The organism is Streptomyces mabaensis (genome assembly GCF_053763515.1).
Window position 1 is genome coordinate 1 of sequence record NZ_JBSOPZ010000018.1, and the last position, 15,591, is coordinate 15,591.

Annotated in this window: 13 protein-coding genes; 7 read left to right on the forward strand and 6 right to left on the reverse strand. The window is 72.6% G+C overall.

The window, feature by feature from the left end; genetic code table 11:
* Positions 1 to 170: 170 nt before the first annotated feature.
* Genes ACWV17_RS17680 through ACWV17_RS17700 form a run of 5 tightly spaced genes read right to left on the reverse strand, consistent with a single transcriptional unit; the run spans position 171 to position 5,646 of the window.
* On the reverse strand, positions 171 to 1,481 hold the full coding sequence (locus tag ACWV17_RS17680; RefSeq protein WP_455353403.1) for a DUF58 domain-containing protein: 1,311 nt from the start codon (positions 1,479 to 1,481) through the stop codon (positions 171 to 173).
* A complete protein-coding gene (locus ACWV17_RS17685) occupies positions 1,481 to 2,464 on the reverse strand; it encodes an AAA family ATPase (RefSeq protein WP_455360506.1) in 984 nt (327 codons plus the stop codon). Before ACWV17_RS17685 ends, ACWV17_RS17680 begins: the two co-directional genes overlap by 1 nt.
* Positions 2,461 to 3,708, reverse strand: coding sequence for a DUF4350 domain-containing protein (locus ACWV17_RS17690; protein ID WP_455360507.1), 1,248 nt, complete (start codon positions 3,706 to 3,708; stop codon positions 2,461 to 2,463). The genes ACWV17_RS17685 and ACWV17_RS17690 overlap by 4 nt, the downstream gene beginning before the upstream one ends.
* Entirely contained in the window at positions 3,705 to 4,397 is a 693-nt protein-coding gene (locus ACWV17_RS17695; RefSeq protein WP_455360508.1) for a DUF4129 domain-containing protein, read from the reverse strand. The genes ACWV17_RS17690 and ACWV17_RS17695 overlap by 4 nt, the downstream gene beginning before the upstream one ends.
* Positions 4,398 to 4,404: 7 nt before the next feature.
* Positions 4,405 to 5,646 carry a DUF7544 domain-containing protein gene (locus ACWV17_RS17700; RefSeq protein ID WP_455353407.1) on the reverse strand — a complete coding sequence of 414 codons (1,242 nt, stop codon included), beginning with the start codon at positions 5,644 to 5,646 and terminating at the stop codon, positions 4,405 to 4,407.
* A 144-nt stretch (positions 5,647 to 5,790) separates the two neighbouring features.
* On the opposite strand from ACWV17_RS17700, the gene mtnA reads away from it, so the two are divergent.
* From mtnA to ACWV17_RS17735, 7 genes are all read left to right on the forward strand, one after another.
* Positions 5,791 to 6,939 carry an S-methyl-5-thioribose-1-phosphate isomerase gene (mtnA, locus tag ACWV17_RS17705; protein ID WP_455360509.1) on the forward strand — a complete coding sequence of 383 codons (1,149 nt, stop codon included), beginning with the start codon at positions 5,791 to 5,793 and terminating at the stop codon, positions 6,937 to 6,939.
* 4 nt (positions 6,940 to 6,943) lie between these two features.
* On the forward strand, positions 6,944 to 7,633 hold the full coding sequence (mtrA, locus tag ACWV17_RS17710) for a two-component system response regulator MtrA (RefSeq protein ID WP_351232597.1): 690 nt from the start codon (positions 6,944 to 6,946) through the stop codon (positions 7,631 to 7,633).
* Between the two features lies 1 nt (position 7,634).
* Positions 7,635 to 9,716, forward strand: a complete 2,082-nt coding sequence (gene mtrB, locus ACWV17_RS17715; RefSeq protein WP_455360510.1) for an MtrAB system histidine kinase MtrB — start codon at positions 7,635 to 7,637, stop codon at positions 9,714 to 9,716.
* A complete protein-coding gene (locus tag ACWV17_RS17720) occupies positions 9,706 to 11,559 on the forward strand; it encodes an LpqB family beta-propeller domain-containing protein (RefSeq protein ID WP_455360511.1) in 1,854 nt (617 codons plus the stop codon). The genes mtrB and ACWV17_RS17720 overlap by 11 nt, the downstream gene beginning before the upstream one ends.
* A 59-nt stretch (positions 11,560 to 11,618) precedes the next feature.
* The gene (locus tag ACWV17_RS17725; protein ID WP_455360512.1) at positions 11,619 to 12,386 is read left to right on the forward strand and encodes a ComF family protein; all 768 of its coding nucleotides are present in this window, start codon (positions 11,619 to 11,621) and stop codon (positions 12,384 to 12,386) included.
* Between the two features lie 302 nt (positions 12,387 to 12,688).
* Positions 12,689 to 13,378, forward strand: a complete 690-nt coding sequence (gene hpf / locus ACWV17_RS17730; RefSeq protein WP_455353412.1) for a ribosome hibernation-promoting factor, HPF/YfiA family — start codon at positions 12,689 to 12,691, stop codon at positions 13,376 to 13,378.
* Between the two features lie 226 nt (positions 13,379 to 13,604).
* Positions 13,605 to 14,384: a response regulator gene (locus ACWV17_RS17735; RefSeq protein ID WP_455353413.1), complete on the forward strand. Its 780-nt coding sequence runs from the start codon at positions 13,605 to 13,607 to the stop codon at positions 14,382 to 14,384.
* Here the strand turns inward: ACWV17_RS17735 and ACWV17_RS17740 are convergent.
* The gene (locus ACWV17_RS17740) at positions 14,377 to 15,558 is read right to left on the reverse strand and encodes a winged helix-turn-helix domain-containing protein (protein ID WP_455360513.1); all 1,182 of its coding nucleotides are present in this window, start codon (positions 15,556 to 15,558) and stop codon (positions 14,377 to 14,379) included. The two genes, ACWV17_RS17735 and ACWV17_RS17740, sit on opposite strands and share 8 nt — an antisense overlap.
* Positions 15,559 to 15,591: the final 33 nt, after the last annotated feature.

A 15,591-nucleotide genomic window follows, 5' to 3' on the forward strand; every position in this document is an offset into this window, starting at 1 on the left:
CTTTCAGCGCCGATGGTACTGCAGGGGGGACCCTGTGGGAGAGTAGGACGCCGCCGAACAATCATTGTGGGAAAGCCTCGCACCGTCATGGTGCGGGGCTTTTCTCCGTTCCGGAGCGGTTGAAAAGAGAAGGGGGGCAGTTGCCGTGCGGCACTGCCTCCCTTCTCTTTTCAGAGGCGGCCGGCCGCCTTCAGGGCCAGATACGCGTCCGCCAGCGCCGGCGCGATGTCGTCCGGGGTGGCGTCCACGACCGTGACGCCGTGGCGGATGAGTTGCTGGGCCGTGCGGCCGCGCTGTTCCTGCGTTCGGGCGCCGGCTGCTGCTTCGTACACCGCGTCCACCGTTCCCCGCGCCTTGGTCATCTCCTCGATGTGCGGGTCACCCACCGAGGCCAGCAGCAGCGAATGCCGCTGCGACAGCTGAGGCAGGAGCGGCAGCAGGCCCTCCTCGATCGGCGCGGCGTCGAGGCTGGTCAGCAAGACCACCAGCGATCGGCGTGGGGCGCTGGTCAGGATTGTGGAGACCAGGCCGCGGGCGTCCGTTTCGACGAGTTCCGGTTCCAGCGGGGCCATGGCGTTGACCAGGGCCGGCAGGACGTCGCCGGCCGAGCGGCCCTGGACCAGGGCGCGGGTGCGGCGGTCGTACGCGAGGAGGTCGACGCGGTCTCCCGCGCGGGAGGCGAGGGCCGCCAGGAGGAGCGCCGCATCCATGGCCGCGTCCAGGCGCGGCGCGTCACCCACCCGTCCGGCCGAGGTCCGGCCGGTGTCGAGGCAGATGAGGATGTGGCGGTCGCGTTCCGGGCGCCAGGTGCGGACCGCGACCGTCGTCTGCCGGGCGGTCGCGCGCCAGTCGATGGAGCGGGTGTCGTCCCCGGGGACGTAGTCGCGCAGGCTGTCGAACTCAGTGCCCTCGCCGCGGGTGAGCACGCTCGTACGCCCGTCGAGCTCCCGCAGCCGGGCGAGCTTCGAGGGCAGGTGCTTGCGGCTGGTGAAGGGCGGCAGGACGCGGACCGCCCAGGGGACCTGGTGGCTGCCCTGGCGGGCCAGCAGGCCGAGGGGGCCGTACGAGCGGACGGTGACGCGCTCGGCCCGCCGGTCGCCGCGCCGGGTGGGCCGGAGCCGGGTGGTCAGGCGGCGGCGTTCGCCGGGCGGGACCGTCAGCCGGTGCCGCGACGCCTCGGTCTCGGTGCCGGGTGTCCAGCTGCTCGGCGGCCAGGCGTCGCGGAGCTGGGCGCGCAGCGTGCGGCGCGAGGTGTTGGTGACGGTGAGGTGGACGTCCGCGGGCTCGCCCAGGCGGACCGAGGTGTCCCCGGAGCGCGCCAGCTTCAGGCCGCGTACCGGCGCCGCGAGCGCGAAGTCGCAGGCGCAGGCGAGGGCCAGTGGGGCGTTGACCGCGAGGATGCCCGTCCAGCTCGGTTCGAGGAAGCCGACCGGGAGTGTGCCGAGGGCCGCCAGCAGTGCGGCGCGTCCGGTGAGGGCCATCAGCGCGGTACGGGGACGTGGGCGAGGATCGCGGTGATGACGGAGTCCGCGGTGACGCCCTCCATCTCGGCCTCGGGGCGGAGCTGGATGCGGTGGCGGAGCGTGGGCAGGGCGAGTGCCTTGACGTCGTCGGGGGTGACGTAGTCGCGGCCGGTCAGCCAGGCCCAGGCGCGGGCGGTGGAGAGCAGGGCGGTCGCACCGCGCGGGGAGACGCCCAGGGTGAGCGAGGGGGACTCGCGGGTGGCGCGGCAGATGTCGACGAGGTAACCGGTGATCTCGGGAGACACGGCGGTCTTGGCCACCGCGGCACGGGCGGCTTCGAGGTCGGCGGGGCCGGCGACCGGGCGTACTCCCGCCGCCTGGAGGTCGCGGGGGTTGAAGCCCTCGGCGTGCCGGTTCAGGACGTTGATCTCGTCCTCGCGGGAGGGGAGGGGGACCGTCAGTTTGAGGAGGAAGCGGTCGAGCTGGGCTTCGGGGAGCGGGTACGTGCCCTCGTACTCGACGGGGTTCTGGGTGGCCGCGACCAGGAAGGGGTCGGGGAGCAGGCGGGGTGTGCCGTCCACGGTGACCTGGCGCTCCTCCATCGCTTCGAGGAGGGAGGACTGCGTCTTCGGCGGCGTCCGGTTGATCTCGTCCGCGAGGAGGAGGTTGGTGAACACCGGGCCGGGCTGGAAGGAGAACTCCGCGCTGCGGGCGTCGTAGACGAGGGAGCCGGTGACGTCGCTCGGCATGAGGTCGGGGGTGAACTGCACGCGCTTGGTGTCGAGTTCCAGCGAGGCGGCGAGGGCTCGTACGAGCAGGGTCTTCGCCACACCGGGGACGCCTTCCAGGAGGACGTGTCCGCGACACAGGAGCGCGACGACGAGACCGGTGACGGCGGGGTCCTGGCCGACCACGGCCTTCCCGATCTCGGTGCGCAGAGCCTCCAGGGAGGAGCGGGCACTGCCCGCGTTGTCCGCAAGGTCACTGGTCGGGGCGCTCATGAAGTGCGTACCTCTCTTTCGAGGGCGTCGAGTTGGTCGGCGAGGGCGATGAGTGCGGTGTCGTCGGCGGGCGTGGGGCCGAACAGAAGGCCGTGGATGTCCCGGGTGCCGTCGGCGAGCTGCGCGGAGACGGCGGGGAGGAGTGTTTCGGGGGCGTGGGCCCGGGTGGGCGGTACGCCGAGGAGGAGTGCGAGGCGGTTGCGTGTGGCCGAGCGCAGGGCGTCTGCGGCGCGGTCGCGGGCGTTGGCCTTGCGGTAGAGCCGGGCGCGGCCTTCGGCGGACTCGGAGGCGCGGATGGCGACGGGGAGCCGCTCGGTGACCAGGGGGCCGAGCCGGCGGGCGCGCCACAGCGCGGCGAGGAGGGCGGCGAAGGTGAGCTGGAGCAGGCCCCAGAGCCAGCCGGAGGGGATCAGGTCGGTGAAGCCGCGGTCGCCGGCCCCGTCCTCGCCGCCGGGTTCGGTGGCCGAGGGGTCGGCGAGCGAGGGGATGTACCAGACGAGTTCGGCGCGGGATCCGAGGAGTTGGAGGGCGAGTGAGGCGTTGCCCTCGTCGTCGAGCCGGTCGTTGAGGAGGATGTCCAGCGAGCCGAGGACGACGGTGTCGCCGCCGTTCGCGGCCGGGAGCCGGAGCAGGGTGGGGCGGCCGTCGCTGGGGTAGCAGGTGTCCGCGGCGGGGTTGTCGGCCGCGTAGCGCAGGCCACCGGTTTCGGCCTTGCCGGCGCGGGTGGCGGCGGGCAGGTCGCAGGCGGGTGCGAGCACGGACTTGGTGGCGGGGGCGTCCTCGGCTCGTACGCCGGGTGCGAGGGCGCCGAGCGAGGGCTCGCCGGGTTCGACCAGGACGGTGCGGCCGCCGGAGGTTTCGGTGGCGCTGCGCAGCGCCTCCTGCTGGGGCGGGGTGAGCAGGTCGGGGACGGCCACGAGGAGTGTCGTGCCGGGGCCGGCTGCGGCGGCGGCCTCGTCGGTGGTGGTGACGACGCGGGTGGAGACGCCCCGGTCGGCGAGGAGTTCGGCGACGGCGCGGCTGCCGTAGCGGTCGGCGGACCGGGGGTCGAGGGCGCCGTGCTTGTTCCCGGAGACCAGGGCGGCGAGGACGATTCCGGCGAGGATCAGGACGGCCAGCCCGATGAGCAGGCCGCGGGAGCGGGTCCACACCTGGCGGGGGGTGCGGGACACCGACGTGGAGGTCGTTTTCGGGGCGGTGCCCGTCGTGGGGGCGGTGCCCGGGCTGGATGGTGCCTGGGTCATGCGACGGCTCCCCGGTCCGCTCCACTGAGTACGGGCTTGGTTCGCTCCAGGGCGAGGTCGAGGTCGCGCAGGCGGATGTACGCCCCCTCGTCCGCGGTCCGGCCGCCGTAGGTGACGTCGTCGAAGGCCCGGGCGGCGGCACGCAGACCGTCGGCGTGGCCGGGCAGCGGGCCAGCCGCTTCGGCGGCCGCCTCGTCGGCGGTGCGTCCGGGGCGGGGTTCGAGCAGGGTGCGTTCTTCCAGGGAACGGACGACGGCGCGCATGCGTTCCTGGACGGCCTCGGTCCACCGGTGGGCGGCGGCGTGCGCTTCGGCCGCCGTACGGTGCTCCGCCGCGCTGCGCGGCCGGTCGTCGAACAGCCCGCTGCCCGTGGCGGCCGTGCGCTGCGGGGTGCCCAGCCGCCACCACAGGGCGGTGACGAGGAGGACGGCGACCAGCACGATCACGACCAGGCCGAGCGTGCCGCCGGGGGTCGCCCCGGAGGCGGCGCTGAACAGCTCGTCGACCCACTCCAGGAAACGGGTGAGGGCGCGCTGGAAGAGCCCCGGATCGTTCTCGTGGTACATCGGCTTGGACAGTTCCCGCTCAGCCGCCTCGCGGGCGGGGATGCGCGGAATCGTCACCGGCGGTTCCTCTTCGCCGGGCAACAGTGCGGCCATGGCCCTCGTGACGCCCCCCGTCGCGCTCACCCCCGCATCAGCTCCCCGTGGGCGTGCTGGGCGGGGAAGCGGTGCCGTATCCGGGGAGGCCCGCGGCGCGGGCGAGTTCGATGTCGAGGGCCTCGCGGCGGATGCGCTGGTCCATGTAGAGCAGGGCGGTGACGCCGGCGCTGATCGGGAACGTGATGGTGAGGCCGACCACCGAGCCGATGCCGCTGATGATCAGGAACGTCCAGGTGAGCGTGCCGGTGCCGTCGGCGAAGGACTCCATTCCGCCGCCGCCGAAGACGAGTCCGAGGATGAAGAACGGGACCATGACGATCGCGGCCACGATGCCGGTCAGGATGCCGGCGAGCAGCCAGATGCCGAAGGTGCGCCACCAGGATCCGCGGACGAGCTTCGCGGAGCGCCTCAGGGAGGCGAACACGCCCTGCTTCTCCAGCATCAGCGCGGGGGAGGCGAGGAGGTAGCGGACCCACAGCCACACAGCGACCGGGACCGCGACAAGCAGGCCCAGCACGCCCAGCTCCCAGGAGCCGGCGAGGACGCCGGGCAGCACGCCGACGGCGAAGACGGCCAGGATCATCAGCACAAGCAGTACGGTCAGGCCGGCCAGACGCAGCAGCCGGGGCCGGGCCTCGCGCCAGGCCTCGCCGATGGTGGAGGTCCTGCCGAGCACGGCGCGGCTGATGACCATGGTGAGCATCGCGGTGGCGATCACCGTCCCGACCAGGGCGATCAGCTGGGCGATGACGTCACTGGCCGCGCTGTTGCCAAGGTCGTTGATCATTTGCTCGGCGTCGGACGAGCTGCCGGTGCCGGCGGCGTTCAGCTCCTCCAGTGCGAAGCCCTGGACGAGGACGACCGCGAGCTGGGTGATCAGCGCGACACCGAGGGAGATGCCGAGCACGGTGCGCCAGTGGGCGCGCATCAGGGAGACGGCTCCGTCGAGGATCTCGCCGACGCCGAGCGGGCGCAGGGGGATGATGCCCGGCTTGGCCGCGGGTGGCGGGCCGCCCCAGCCACCGCCCGGGTACTGGCTGCCCCAGCCGCTGTGGCCGGCCGGGTAGGGGCCGCCCTGGCCTGGGGCCGGCTGCTGCGGCGCGGGGCTCGTGCCGGGGGTACCGGGCGCGGACCACTGCCCGGCGGGGGGCTGCTGCTTCGACCACTTCGAGGGCGGGCCGGTCTGGTCGGCGGGCTCGCCCGGTCCGTGCGCGCCGGGCTCCTGGCCGTCCGAGGGGGCGGATCCGGGCGAGGCCCAGCCCGGAGAGTCATTCATCGTCGCTCCTTCACGGTGCCCGTCCGCGAGTGCGGCGGCAGTGGCAGCCATCGTGCCATGTGGCGCCCCGGCGTGGACCGGCCCCTGTATCTCCATCTCCTTGGCACCTTCAATTGTCGGTGCTTCTGCGTGCAGACTGGGCGAATGGCTGATCAGTACGCGCAATCCCCGGTGGGTGAAGCACCGTCCGCGCTTCCGGTACTGCGTTGGGAGGAGCCGCCGGAGGGACCGGTGCTGGTGCTCCTCGACCAGACGCGGCTGCCGGCCGAGGAAGTGGAGCTGGTGTGTACGGATGTGCCGGCGCTGGTCCAGGCGATCCGGTCGCTTGCCGTGCGCGGGGCGCCCCTGCTGGGGGTCGCCGGGGCGTACGGGGTGGCGCTCGCCGCGGCGCGCGGTTACGACGTGGAGGAGGCGGCCGGACTGCTGGCGCAGGCGTGCGGCACCGCGGCGAACCTCGCGAGCGGGGTGACGCGGGCGGCGGACGCGTACCGGTCGGCGGTCAAGGGCGGGGCGGGGCCGGAGCAGGCGGCGGGCAGCGCGCTCGCGGCGGCCCGGTCGCTGCACCGGGAGGACGCCGAGGACAGTGCGCGGATGGCCGGGCACGGGCTGGCGCTGCTGGACGAGCTGCTGCCGGGCGGCGGGCACCGGATACTGACGCACAGCAACACCGGGGCGCTGGTGTCGGGCGGTGAGGGCACGGCGTTCGCGGTGGCGCTCGCGGCGCACCGGGGCGGCCGGCTGCGGCGGCTGTGGGTGGACGAGACCCGCCCGACGCTGCAGGGGGCGCGCCTGACGGCGTACGAGGCGGCGCGGCACGAGATGGCGTACACCTTGCTCACCGACAGTGCGGCGGGCTCCCTGTTCGCCGCGGGGGAGGTGGACGCGGTACTGATAGGGGCGGACCGGATCGCGGCGGACGGTTCGGTCGCGAACGACGTCGGCAGCTATCCGCTCGCTGTGCTGGCGGGCTATCACCATGTGCCGTTCATCGTCGTGGCTCCCACCACGACGGTGGACCTGGACACCGGGGACGGGTCGTCCATCGAGGTCGAGCAGCGGCCGGGGCACGAAGTGACGGAGTTCACCGCTCCGCATGTGCCGGCGGCTGGGACGGAGGCAGGAAGCGGGGTGCCGGTGGCACCCCTGGGAACGCAGGTGTACAACCCTGCCTTTGATGTGACGCCTCCGGAACTGGTGACGGCGATCGTCACCGAGGAGGGTGTGCTTTCTCCTGTGACGGGTGCGGGGCTCGCCGAGCTGTGTGCCAGGTCACGTCAGGTAACGATTAGATAATGGGATGATGTCGAATATGAAGGGACGTGTCCTTGTCGTCGACGACGACACCGCGCTGGCCGAGATGCTCGGCATTGTGCTGCGGGGAGAAGGTTTCGAGCCGTCGTTCGTAGCGGATGGCGACAAGGCCCTGGCCGCATTCCGGGAGGCGAAACCCGACCTGGTGCTGCTGGATCTGATGCTGCCCGGACGGGACGGCATCGAGGTCTGCCGGCTGATCCGGGCGGAGTCCGGTGTGCCGATCGTGATGCTCACGGCCAAGAGCGACACCGTCGATGTGGTGGTCGGGCTGGAGTCCGGTGCCGACGACTACATCGTCAAGCCGTTCAAGCCGAAGGAGCTGGTCGCCCGTATCCGGGCGAGGCTGAGGAGGTCGGAGGAGCCGGCGCCCGAGCAGCTGGCGATCGGGGATCTGGTCATCGACGTGGCCGGTCACTCGGTGAAGCGGGACGGGCAGTCGATCGCGCTGACCCCCCTGGAGTTCGATCTGCTGGTCGCGCTCGCCCGTAAGCCGTGGCAGGTCTTCACCCGTGAGGTGCTGCTCGAACAGGTGTGGGGGTACCGGCACGCCGCGGACACGCGGCTGGTCAATGTGCACGTCCAGAGGCTGCGCTCGAAGGTCGAGAAGGATCCGGAGCGGCCCGAGATCGTGGTGACGGTGCGTGGTGTGGGTTACAAGGCAGGGCCGAGCTGATATGCCCTCCGGCAGTGCTGCTCCGATGCCCGGGGAGCCGGGAGTGAACGGGGGGCGGCCTGTCGGCCGGGCGGGCACCAGTGTGTGGTACCGGCGGGTGCTGCGGGGACGCCGGCTGCTTCGTGACAGCGCGACCGGCGGCCCTGTGCTGCGCCTTTTCGCGCGCTGGGTGCGCCGGCCGCTGCTGCCGGCCGCACGGCTGTGGCGGCGGAACATCCAGCTCCGGGTGGTCGCGGGCACGCTGCTGATGTCGCTCGGGGTGGTGCTGCTACTCGGGTTCGTCGTGATCGGGCAGGTCAGCAACGGCCTGCTGGACGCGAAGGAGGAGGCGGCGCAGAGCCAGGCCGCCGGCGGCTTCGCGGCCGCCCAGGAGAAGGCGAACACGCCGGGGCCCGGTGACGACCAGGAGGGCGGCGCCGGGGACGCCAAGGCGGCCCGCAGCGCCACCTGGATGTCCAACCTGGTGGTCGAGCTCGCCAGTGGTGGCCAGACCGCCTTCAGCGTCGTGGCCCTCGGCTCGGAGTCGGAGGACAGGACCTCGGGCGTCCAGGGCCTGCGTGCCTCCGGCAATGTGGACCCGGTCGCCAGCGTGCCCGAGGAGCTGCGGAGTGCCGTCGACCGCGGAACGGGCCCGTACCAGACCTTCACGAAGATCCAGTACGTCGTGCCGTCCGAGCCGGAGCCGGCGCTGATCGTCGGCAAGCGGCTCAGCGACAGCAACGGGCAGTCGTACCAGCTGTACTACCTCTTCCCGCTGACGCAGGAGGAGGAGTCGCTCACCCTGGTCAAGGGCACCCTCGCCACCGCGGGCCTCTTCGTCGTCGTGCTGCTCGGAGCCATCGCGTGGCTCGTGGTGCGGCAGGTCGTCACGCCCGTACGGATGGCCGCGGGGATCGCCGAGCGGCTGTCCGCCGGCCGCCTCCAGGAGCGGATGAAGGTCACCGGCGAGGACGACATCGCCCGGCTCGGCGAGGCCTTCAACAAGATGGCGCAGAACCTCCAGCACAAGATCCAGCAGCTGGAGGACCTGTCCCGGATGCAGCGCCGCTTCGTCTCGGACGTCTCGCACGAGCTGCGCACCCCGCTGACGACCGTACGGATGGCCGCCGACGTCATCCATGACGCCCGCGAGGACTTCGACCCCGTCACCGCGCGCTCGGCCGAGCTGCTGGGCGGCCAGCTGGACCGGTTCGAGTCGCTGCTGTCCGACCTGCTGGAGATCAGCCGGTTCGACGCGGGCGCCGCGGCCCTGGAGGCCGAACCGATCGACCTGCGCGAAGTCGTACGCCGCGTGATCGACGGCGCCGAGCCGCTCGCCGAGCACAAGGGCAGCCGGATCCGGGTGACCGGGGACAGGCAGCCGGTGATAGCCGAGGCCGACGCCCGGCGCGTGGAGCGGGTCCTGCGCAACCTGGTCGTCAACGCAGTGGAGCACGGCGAGGGCCGGGACGTGGTGGTGCGGCTGGCCGCGGCCGGCGGCGCCGTCGCGGTCGCGGTGCGCGACTACGGCGTGGGACTCAAGCCCGGCGAGGCGACCCGGGTGTTCAACCGCTTCTGGCGGGCCGATCCGGCGCGCGCCCGTACCACCGGTGGTACCGGCCTGGGCCTGTCGATCGCCGTCGAGGACGCGCGGCTGCACGGCGGCTGGCTCCAGGCCTGGGGCGAGCCGGGCGGCGGCTCGCAGTTCCGGCTGACCCTGCCGCGTACGGCGGACGAGCCGCTGCGGGGCTCACCCATCCCCCTGGAGCCCGAGGACTCGCGGCGCGGACGCGAGCGGGCCGAGGCCGAGGCGGCGGCTGCGGCGGCCCGCGCCGCCGGGCAGGCCGCCGGGGTGGCCGGGACGCGGCCGGGGCACGGCAGGCTCGGCACCGTACCGGTGCAGCCAGCCGGTGAGCGGCCGGCCGCACCGGTACGGGTGCCCATTCCGCCGCGTACCACGACACCCTCCGCGGACCCGACGGCCCTGCCGGGCAGCGGTGCCCGGGTGGTGGCCCGGGCCCCGGGCGAGCGGCGGGACGCCGATGCGGCCCCGGGCGCTCAGACGCACGTACCCGACGGGGAGGACATCGCTCGTGGACGCTGACCGGAGCCGGCTCTTCCGGAGGCGACCCTGGTGGACGCCCGCCCTGCTCGGCTGTGCCGGCCTGCTGCTGGCCGGCTGCGCCTCCATGCCGGACAGCGGGGAGGTGCGGCCCGTACAGGCCTCCCAAGGGGCCGATTCGCAGGTGCGGGTCTTCGGGGTGCCGCCCCGGGACGGCGCGCAGCCGGCGCAGATCGTCGACGGCTTCATGGAGGCCATGGCCAGTGACGACCCGCAGCTCGCCACCGCGCGCAAGTACCTGACGAAGCGGGCGTCGAGCGCGTGGAAGCCGGGCTCCGGCGTCACCGTGCTCGCCACCGCACCGGGCAGGCAGCCCGAGCGCAGCGTCGACAAGGAGGCCGTCGGGGCCCGCTTCAAGCTGACCGGCCGGAAGGTCGCCGGGGTGGACGAGCGGCGCGCGTACCAGCCACAGGCGCGGGAGAGCGTCTACGAGGAGCACCTGCAGCTCGTGAAGGACGGCAAGGAGTGGCGGATCGACGCGCTGCCCGACGGCCTGGTCCTGGCCGAGTCCGACTTCCAGCGCATCTTCCAGCCCGTCAACAAGTACTACTTCGCCGCCGGCCGACTCGTCGCCGATCCCGTGTATGTGCGTCAGCGTCAGGACCCCGAGTCGCGTATGGACCCGATGACGCAGACGGTCAAGGCGCTCCTCGACGGACCGACCAAGTGGCTGGCCCCGGTGGTCAGTTCCAGCTTCCCGACGGGCGCGGGACTGAAGGAGGACACGACGACCCTGACGTACGACGGTCAGAACGTGCTGCGGGTGCCGCTGAACGACAAGGCCTCGAACGTCGCCCAGACCCAGTGCACGAGGATGGGGACGCAACTGCTGTTCACGGTGGCTGATCTGACGTCCTCGCGGGTGAATCAGGTGGAGCTGCTGCGCTCCGACGGTTCGCCGATGTGCGACGTCAACAAGGCGCTCGCGGAGGTGACGGCACATCAGGGCTCGCGGCGCGCCGATCACCAGTACTTCGTCGACAGCCGGCACCGGCTGGTGCGGACGCAGGTGAGCCGCGACACCGAGGGGAAGCCCGATCCCGCCGAGCCGGTGGCGGGCCCGCTGACAAGCGCGGGACTTGAGGTGAGCACGGTCGCCGTGGCCCACGACGAGAAGCGTGCGGCGGCGGTCTCGATGGACCGGCGCTCGCTGTACGTCGCCTCGCTCACCACCGACGGGCCGCTGGGCAAGCCGGTGCTGGCCGGCGCCGCCAAGCAGCTGTCCGCGCCGAGCTGGGACGGGCGCGGCGATCTGTGGGTGGCGGACCTGGACCCGGCGAGGCCGACGCTGTGGCGGCTGCCGGGCGGGACGGGCAAGCCGCAGGCGGTCGACGTGGCCGGGCTCGCGGGCGGCCGGGTCGAGGCGGTCCGGGTGTCGGCGGACGGGGTGCGGATCGCGCTCCTGGTGTCGTCGAAGGACGGTCGCAGGACGCTGCAGACCGGCCGGATCGAGCGGCCGCCCGGCCAGGAGGCGGCGGCCGGGGCGGTGGCGGCGGCCGAGGCGGTGGCGGTGCGTGAGCTGCGGCCGGCGGCTCCCCGGATGGCCGAGGTGACCGCCATGTCCTGGGCGAGCCGGGGCCGGCTGCTGGTGGTCGGCCGCGAGTCCGGCGGACTGCTCCAGGTGCGTTACCTGTACGCCGACGGCTCGGCCACGCCTGCCGGGAACCTGCCCGGTGCCACGGGGGTGACGGCGATCGCCGCCTCGGAGGACGAGCAGCTGCCGGTCGTGGCGCACTCCCAGGAGGACGGAATCGTCTGGCTGCCGCCGGGGGCTCAGTGGAAGACCGTGGTGGAGGACGGGTCGGCGCCGGTCTATCCGGGGTAGCCGCGTGCAGTTGTCCACAGGGGTGGCTGGGCGGACCGCCCCGCGGCAGAGTGGATGCCATGCGGGGGTGGTGGCGCGAGATCGCGGGCCTGCTGCTGCCGGCCGACTGCGGCGGCTGCGGCCTGCCTCGTACGGTGCTGTGCGAGGACTGCCGGGGCGCGCTGTGCGACACACCGCCGCGACGGGTACGGCCGGTCCCCGAGCCGGTCGGCCTGCCCGCGGTGCACGCGGCGGCGCCGTACGAGGACGCGGTGCGGGCCGTGCTGCTCGCGCACAAGGAGCGCGGCGCCCTCGGGCTCGCCGGGGCCCTGGGAAAGGCCCTGGCCGGGGCGGTGCGGGCCGGGCTGCCGCCGTCAGGGGCCGGCGCGCTGGTCCTCGTACCGGTGCCGTCCTCGCGCAGGGCGCTCCGGGCGCGCGGGCATGATCCGGCCCGCCGGATCGCTCTCGCCGCCTCGGCCGAACTGCGGCGGACCGGAACCTCGGCGCGGGTGGCCGCGGTGCTGCGGCAGCGCCGGGCGGTGGCCGACCAGGCGGGGCTGAGCGCCCGGCAGCGGCTGGCGAATCTCGCCGGGGCCCTGGATATGCCGGAAGGGGCCGGGAGGCTGCTGGAGGGCGGCCGGGTGGTGCTGGTGGACGATCTGATGACGACGGGTGCCTCGCTGGCCGAGGCCGCACGGGTGATCGGGGCGAGGGGGGAGACGGGGGAGACCGGGGCGATCGGTACGGGATCTCCGCGGTTCGCACAGATGAGCGCGGCCGTGGTCGCGGCCCCTTCGCTCTCTTTCGGAATGAGCGTGGAAACTGACGGGAACCGACAAGGATCTTGAATCGTTCCCCGAGGTGAGAGGGAAAATTCGCCTGAATGGACGTACGGCCCGGTAGCGGGTGCCGACAGGCGTCCGAGCGAGCTATGTTCGGTTGTGAGGAATGGCGAACCCGAAGAACCGATGATCGGATCGCAGTGCTCCGGGTTTTTCGGGAACTCTGAAATCGGTGGGGGTGGAAGTGCTGCCGACGGGGGAGGAGGAGGTGAAAGTCGCCAAGTCCGAGACTCCGGTGAGCACCGGAGTCTGGTGCAAGTGGGAGACGCTCCGCGCTCTGGCGGAGCTATCCGGGAACGGAGTTCTGCGTGGACATCGTCGTCAAGGGCCGCAAGACCGAGGTGCCCGAGCGGTTCCGCAAGCACGTGGCCGAGAAGCTGAAGCTGGACAAGATCCAGAAGCTCGACGGCAAGGTGATCAGCCTCGACGTCGAGGTGTCCAAGGAGCACAACCCGCGGCAGGCAGACCGTTCCGACCGCGTGGAGATCACCCTCCACTCCCGAGGGCCGGTCATCCGGGCCGAGGCGTCGGCAGGCGATGCGTACGCGGCGCTGGACCTGGCCACCGGCAAGCTCGAGGCGCGGCTCCGCAAGCAGCACGACAAGCGCCACACCCGTCGTGGCAACGGCCGGATCTCCGCGGCTGAGGTCGCCGACCACGTGCCGAACGCGGCACACCTCAACGGAAGCGGCGCACTCGCCCCCGAAGAGGAGCAGGCGGGCATCCCCACGACGAGGATCGGCTCGCTGGAGGTTCAGGGCGAAGGCCCCCTGGTGGTCCGGGAGAAGACCCATGTGGCCGCCCCGATGTCGCTGGACCAGGCTCTCTACGAGATGGAGCTGGTCGGACACGACTTCTATCTTTTCGTCGACTCCGAGACCAAGGAACCGAGTGTCGTCTACCGGCGGCACGCATACGACTACGGCGTCATCCACCTGACGACCGACCCGCTCGCCGCGGAAGCACCCGGCGGCGCGGGTGGTGCGCTCGGCGGCTGACCGGCGGCTGACCGGCGATTGAACGGTCGCGGCAACCGCGACGTACAGCATGGTGGTGGTGCCCCTGGAGCGCCTGTGCGCCCCCAGGGGCACCACCATGCGACCACTGGAGCACCGCGGAGACGGCCCGGCATGGAATCATGACCTGGCAAGCCAACCGGCGCGCTGTTTCCTTCGGTTGGCGGAGCACAAAGAACCAGGGCCATGGCCTTCAGGGGGAGGAACGATGGCGGACGGCTTCGGGCCGGTGCAGGACCAGGGCGATGCGGTCGGTGCCGGCATCGGACCAGGCGGCGGCCTGAGCGGCGGCCCGGCGGCCGGGCCGGCCGGCGGTGACGCCCGCGACGAGCCGATCCGGGTCCTCGTCGTGGACGACCACGCCCTCTTCCGCCGCGGACTGGAGATCGTCCTCGCGCAGGAGGAGGACATCCAGGTCGTCGGTGAGGCCGGGGACGGCGCGGAGGCCGTGGACAAGGCGGCGGACCTGCTGCCCGACATCGTGCTGATGGATGTACGGATGCCCAAGCGCGGCGGCATCGAGGCCTGCACCTCCATCAAGGAGGTGGCCCCCAGCGCGAAGATCATCATGCTGACGATCAGCGACGAGGAGGCCGACCTCTACGACGCGATCAAGGCGGGTGCCACGGGCTATCTGCTGAAGGAGATCTCCACCGACGAGGTGTCCACCGCGATCCGGGCCGTCGCCGACGGGCAGTCGCAGATCAGCCCTTCGATGGCCTCCAAGCTGCTCACCGAGTTCAAGTCGATGATCCAGCGCACCGACGAGCGCCGGCTCCTGCCCGCTCCCCGGCTGACCGAGCGGGAACTCGAAGTGCTCAAACTCGTCGCGACCGGAATGAACAACCGGGACATCGCCAAGGAGTTGTTCATCTCCGAGAACACCGTCAAGAACCATGTGCGCAACATCCTGGAGAAGCTCCAGCTGCATTCCAGGATGGAAGCCGTGGTCTACGCGATGCGGGAGAAGATCCTCGAGATCAGGTGACGGCCTCGGCGAGCGCCTCCATGAGCGGTTCGCGCAGGCCGGCCGCCTCCACCCGCTCCAGACGGACGTCGGTGCAGCCAACCCAACCCGCCGCCTCGGCCAGGGCTTCGGCCATCGGCCGAACGGCCTTGCTGCTCGCCAGTGAGACCTGCCGAGCCACCAGTGTTGTCCCCTCACGCCCCGGGTCCACCCGCCCCAGCAGCTGCCCGCCCGCGAGCAGCGGCATCGCGAAGTAGCCGTGGACCCGCTTGGGCTTGGGCACGTACGCCTCCAGCCGGTGGGTGAAGCCGAAGATCCGCTCCGTGCGGGCGCGGTCCCAGATGAGTGAGTCGAACGGCGACAGCAGCGTCGTACGGTGCCGGCCGCGCGGCGCGGACGCGAGGGCCTCCGGGGCGGCCCAGGCCGGTTTGCCCCAGCCCTCGACCTCCACCGGCACCAGACCCGAGTCCGCGACCACCGCGTCCACCTGCTCGCCCTTCAGGCGGTGGTAGTCCGCGAGATCCGCGCGGGTACCGACGCCCAGCGACTGCCCGGCCAGCCGGACCAGGCGGCGCAGGCATTCCGTGTCGTCCAGGTCGTCGTGCAGCAGGGCGTCCGGGACGGCGCGCTCGGCCAGGTCGTACACCCGCTTCCAGCCGCGCCGCTCGGTGCAGACCACGTCGCCGGTGTCGAGGAGCCACTCCACCGCGATCTTCGTATCGGACCAGTCCCACCAGGGGCCGCCGTTCTTCGCGCCGCCCAACTCCGTGGAGGTGAGCGGGCCGTCGGCCTTCAGCCGGTCGAGCACCGCCGCGCAGGAGCGGTCGGCATCCGCCATCACGTGCCAGCGATGGCCGCGGGCCCGGCGGGCCCGCCGGCGGAAGGCGAAGTGCGGCCATTCCTCGACGGGGAGGATGCAGGCCGCGTGCGACCAGTACTCGAAAGCATGGTTGTCCGTCCAGTAGGCGGACTCGACCGCGGAGCGGCCCACCGCGCCCAGCCGCGCGTACGGAACGAGCTCGTGCGAGCGCGCCAGCACCGAGATCGTGTCCAGCTGCACGGCGCCGAGGTGGCGGAGTATGCCGCGCACCCCGGCCCGCCGGTCCGGTGCGCCGAGGAACCCCTGCGCGCGCAGCGCGATCCGGCGGGCGTCGGCGGCGGACAGGACAAGGGCGGGCGCAGGCAGACTCGTCATGGGCCGAACCCTAGAGCCCGCCACTGACAACGC

Excerpts from the sequence above, each read along its gene's own strand:
- ACWV17_RS17680 (WP_455353403.1), bottom strand. The coding sequence starts at position 1,481 with ATGGCCCTCACCGGACGCGCCGCACTGCTGGCGGCCCTCGGCACACTC.
- ACWV17_RS17685 (WP_455360506.1), bottom strand. The coding sequence starts at position 2,464 with ATGAGCGCCCCGACCAGTGACCTTGCGGACAACGCGGGCAGTGCCCGC.
- ACWV17_RS17690 (WP_455360507.1), bottom strand. The coding sequence starts at position 3,708 with ATGACCCAGGCACCATCCAGCCCGGGCACCGCCCCCACGACGGGCACC.
- ACWV17_RS17700 (WP_455353407.1), bottom strand. The coding sequence starts at position 5,646 with ATGAATGACTCTCCGGGCTGGGCCTCGCCCGGATCCGCCCCCTCGGAC.
- mtnA (WP_455360509.1), top strand. The coding sequence starts at position 5,791 with ATGGCTGATCAGTACGCGCAATCCCCGGTGGGTGAAGCACCGTCCGCG.
- mtrA (WP_351232597.1), top strand. The coding sequence starts at position 6,944 with ATGATGTCGAATATGAAGGGACGTGTCCTTGTCGTCGACGACGACACC.
- mtrB (WP_455360510.1), top strand. The coding sequence starts at position 7,635 with ATGCCCTCCGGCAGTGCTGCTCCGATGCCCGGGGAGCCGGGAGTGAAC.
- ACWV17_RS17725 (WP_455360512.1), top strand. The coding sequence starts at position 11,619 with ATGCGGGGGTGGTGGCGCGAGATCGCGGGCCTGCTGCTGCCGGCCGAC.
- ACWV17_RS17735 (WP_455353413.1), top strand. The coding sequence starts at position 13,605 with ATGGCGGACGGCTTCGGGCCGGTGCAGGACCAGGGCGATGCGGTCGGT.
- ACWV17_RS17740 (WP_455360513.1), bottom strand. The coding sequence starts at position 15,558 with ATGACGAGTCTGCCTGCGCCCGCCCTTGTCCTGTCCGCCGCCGACGCC.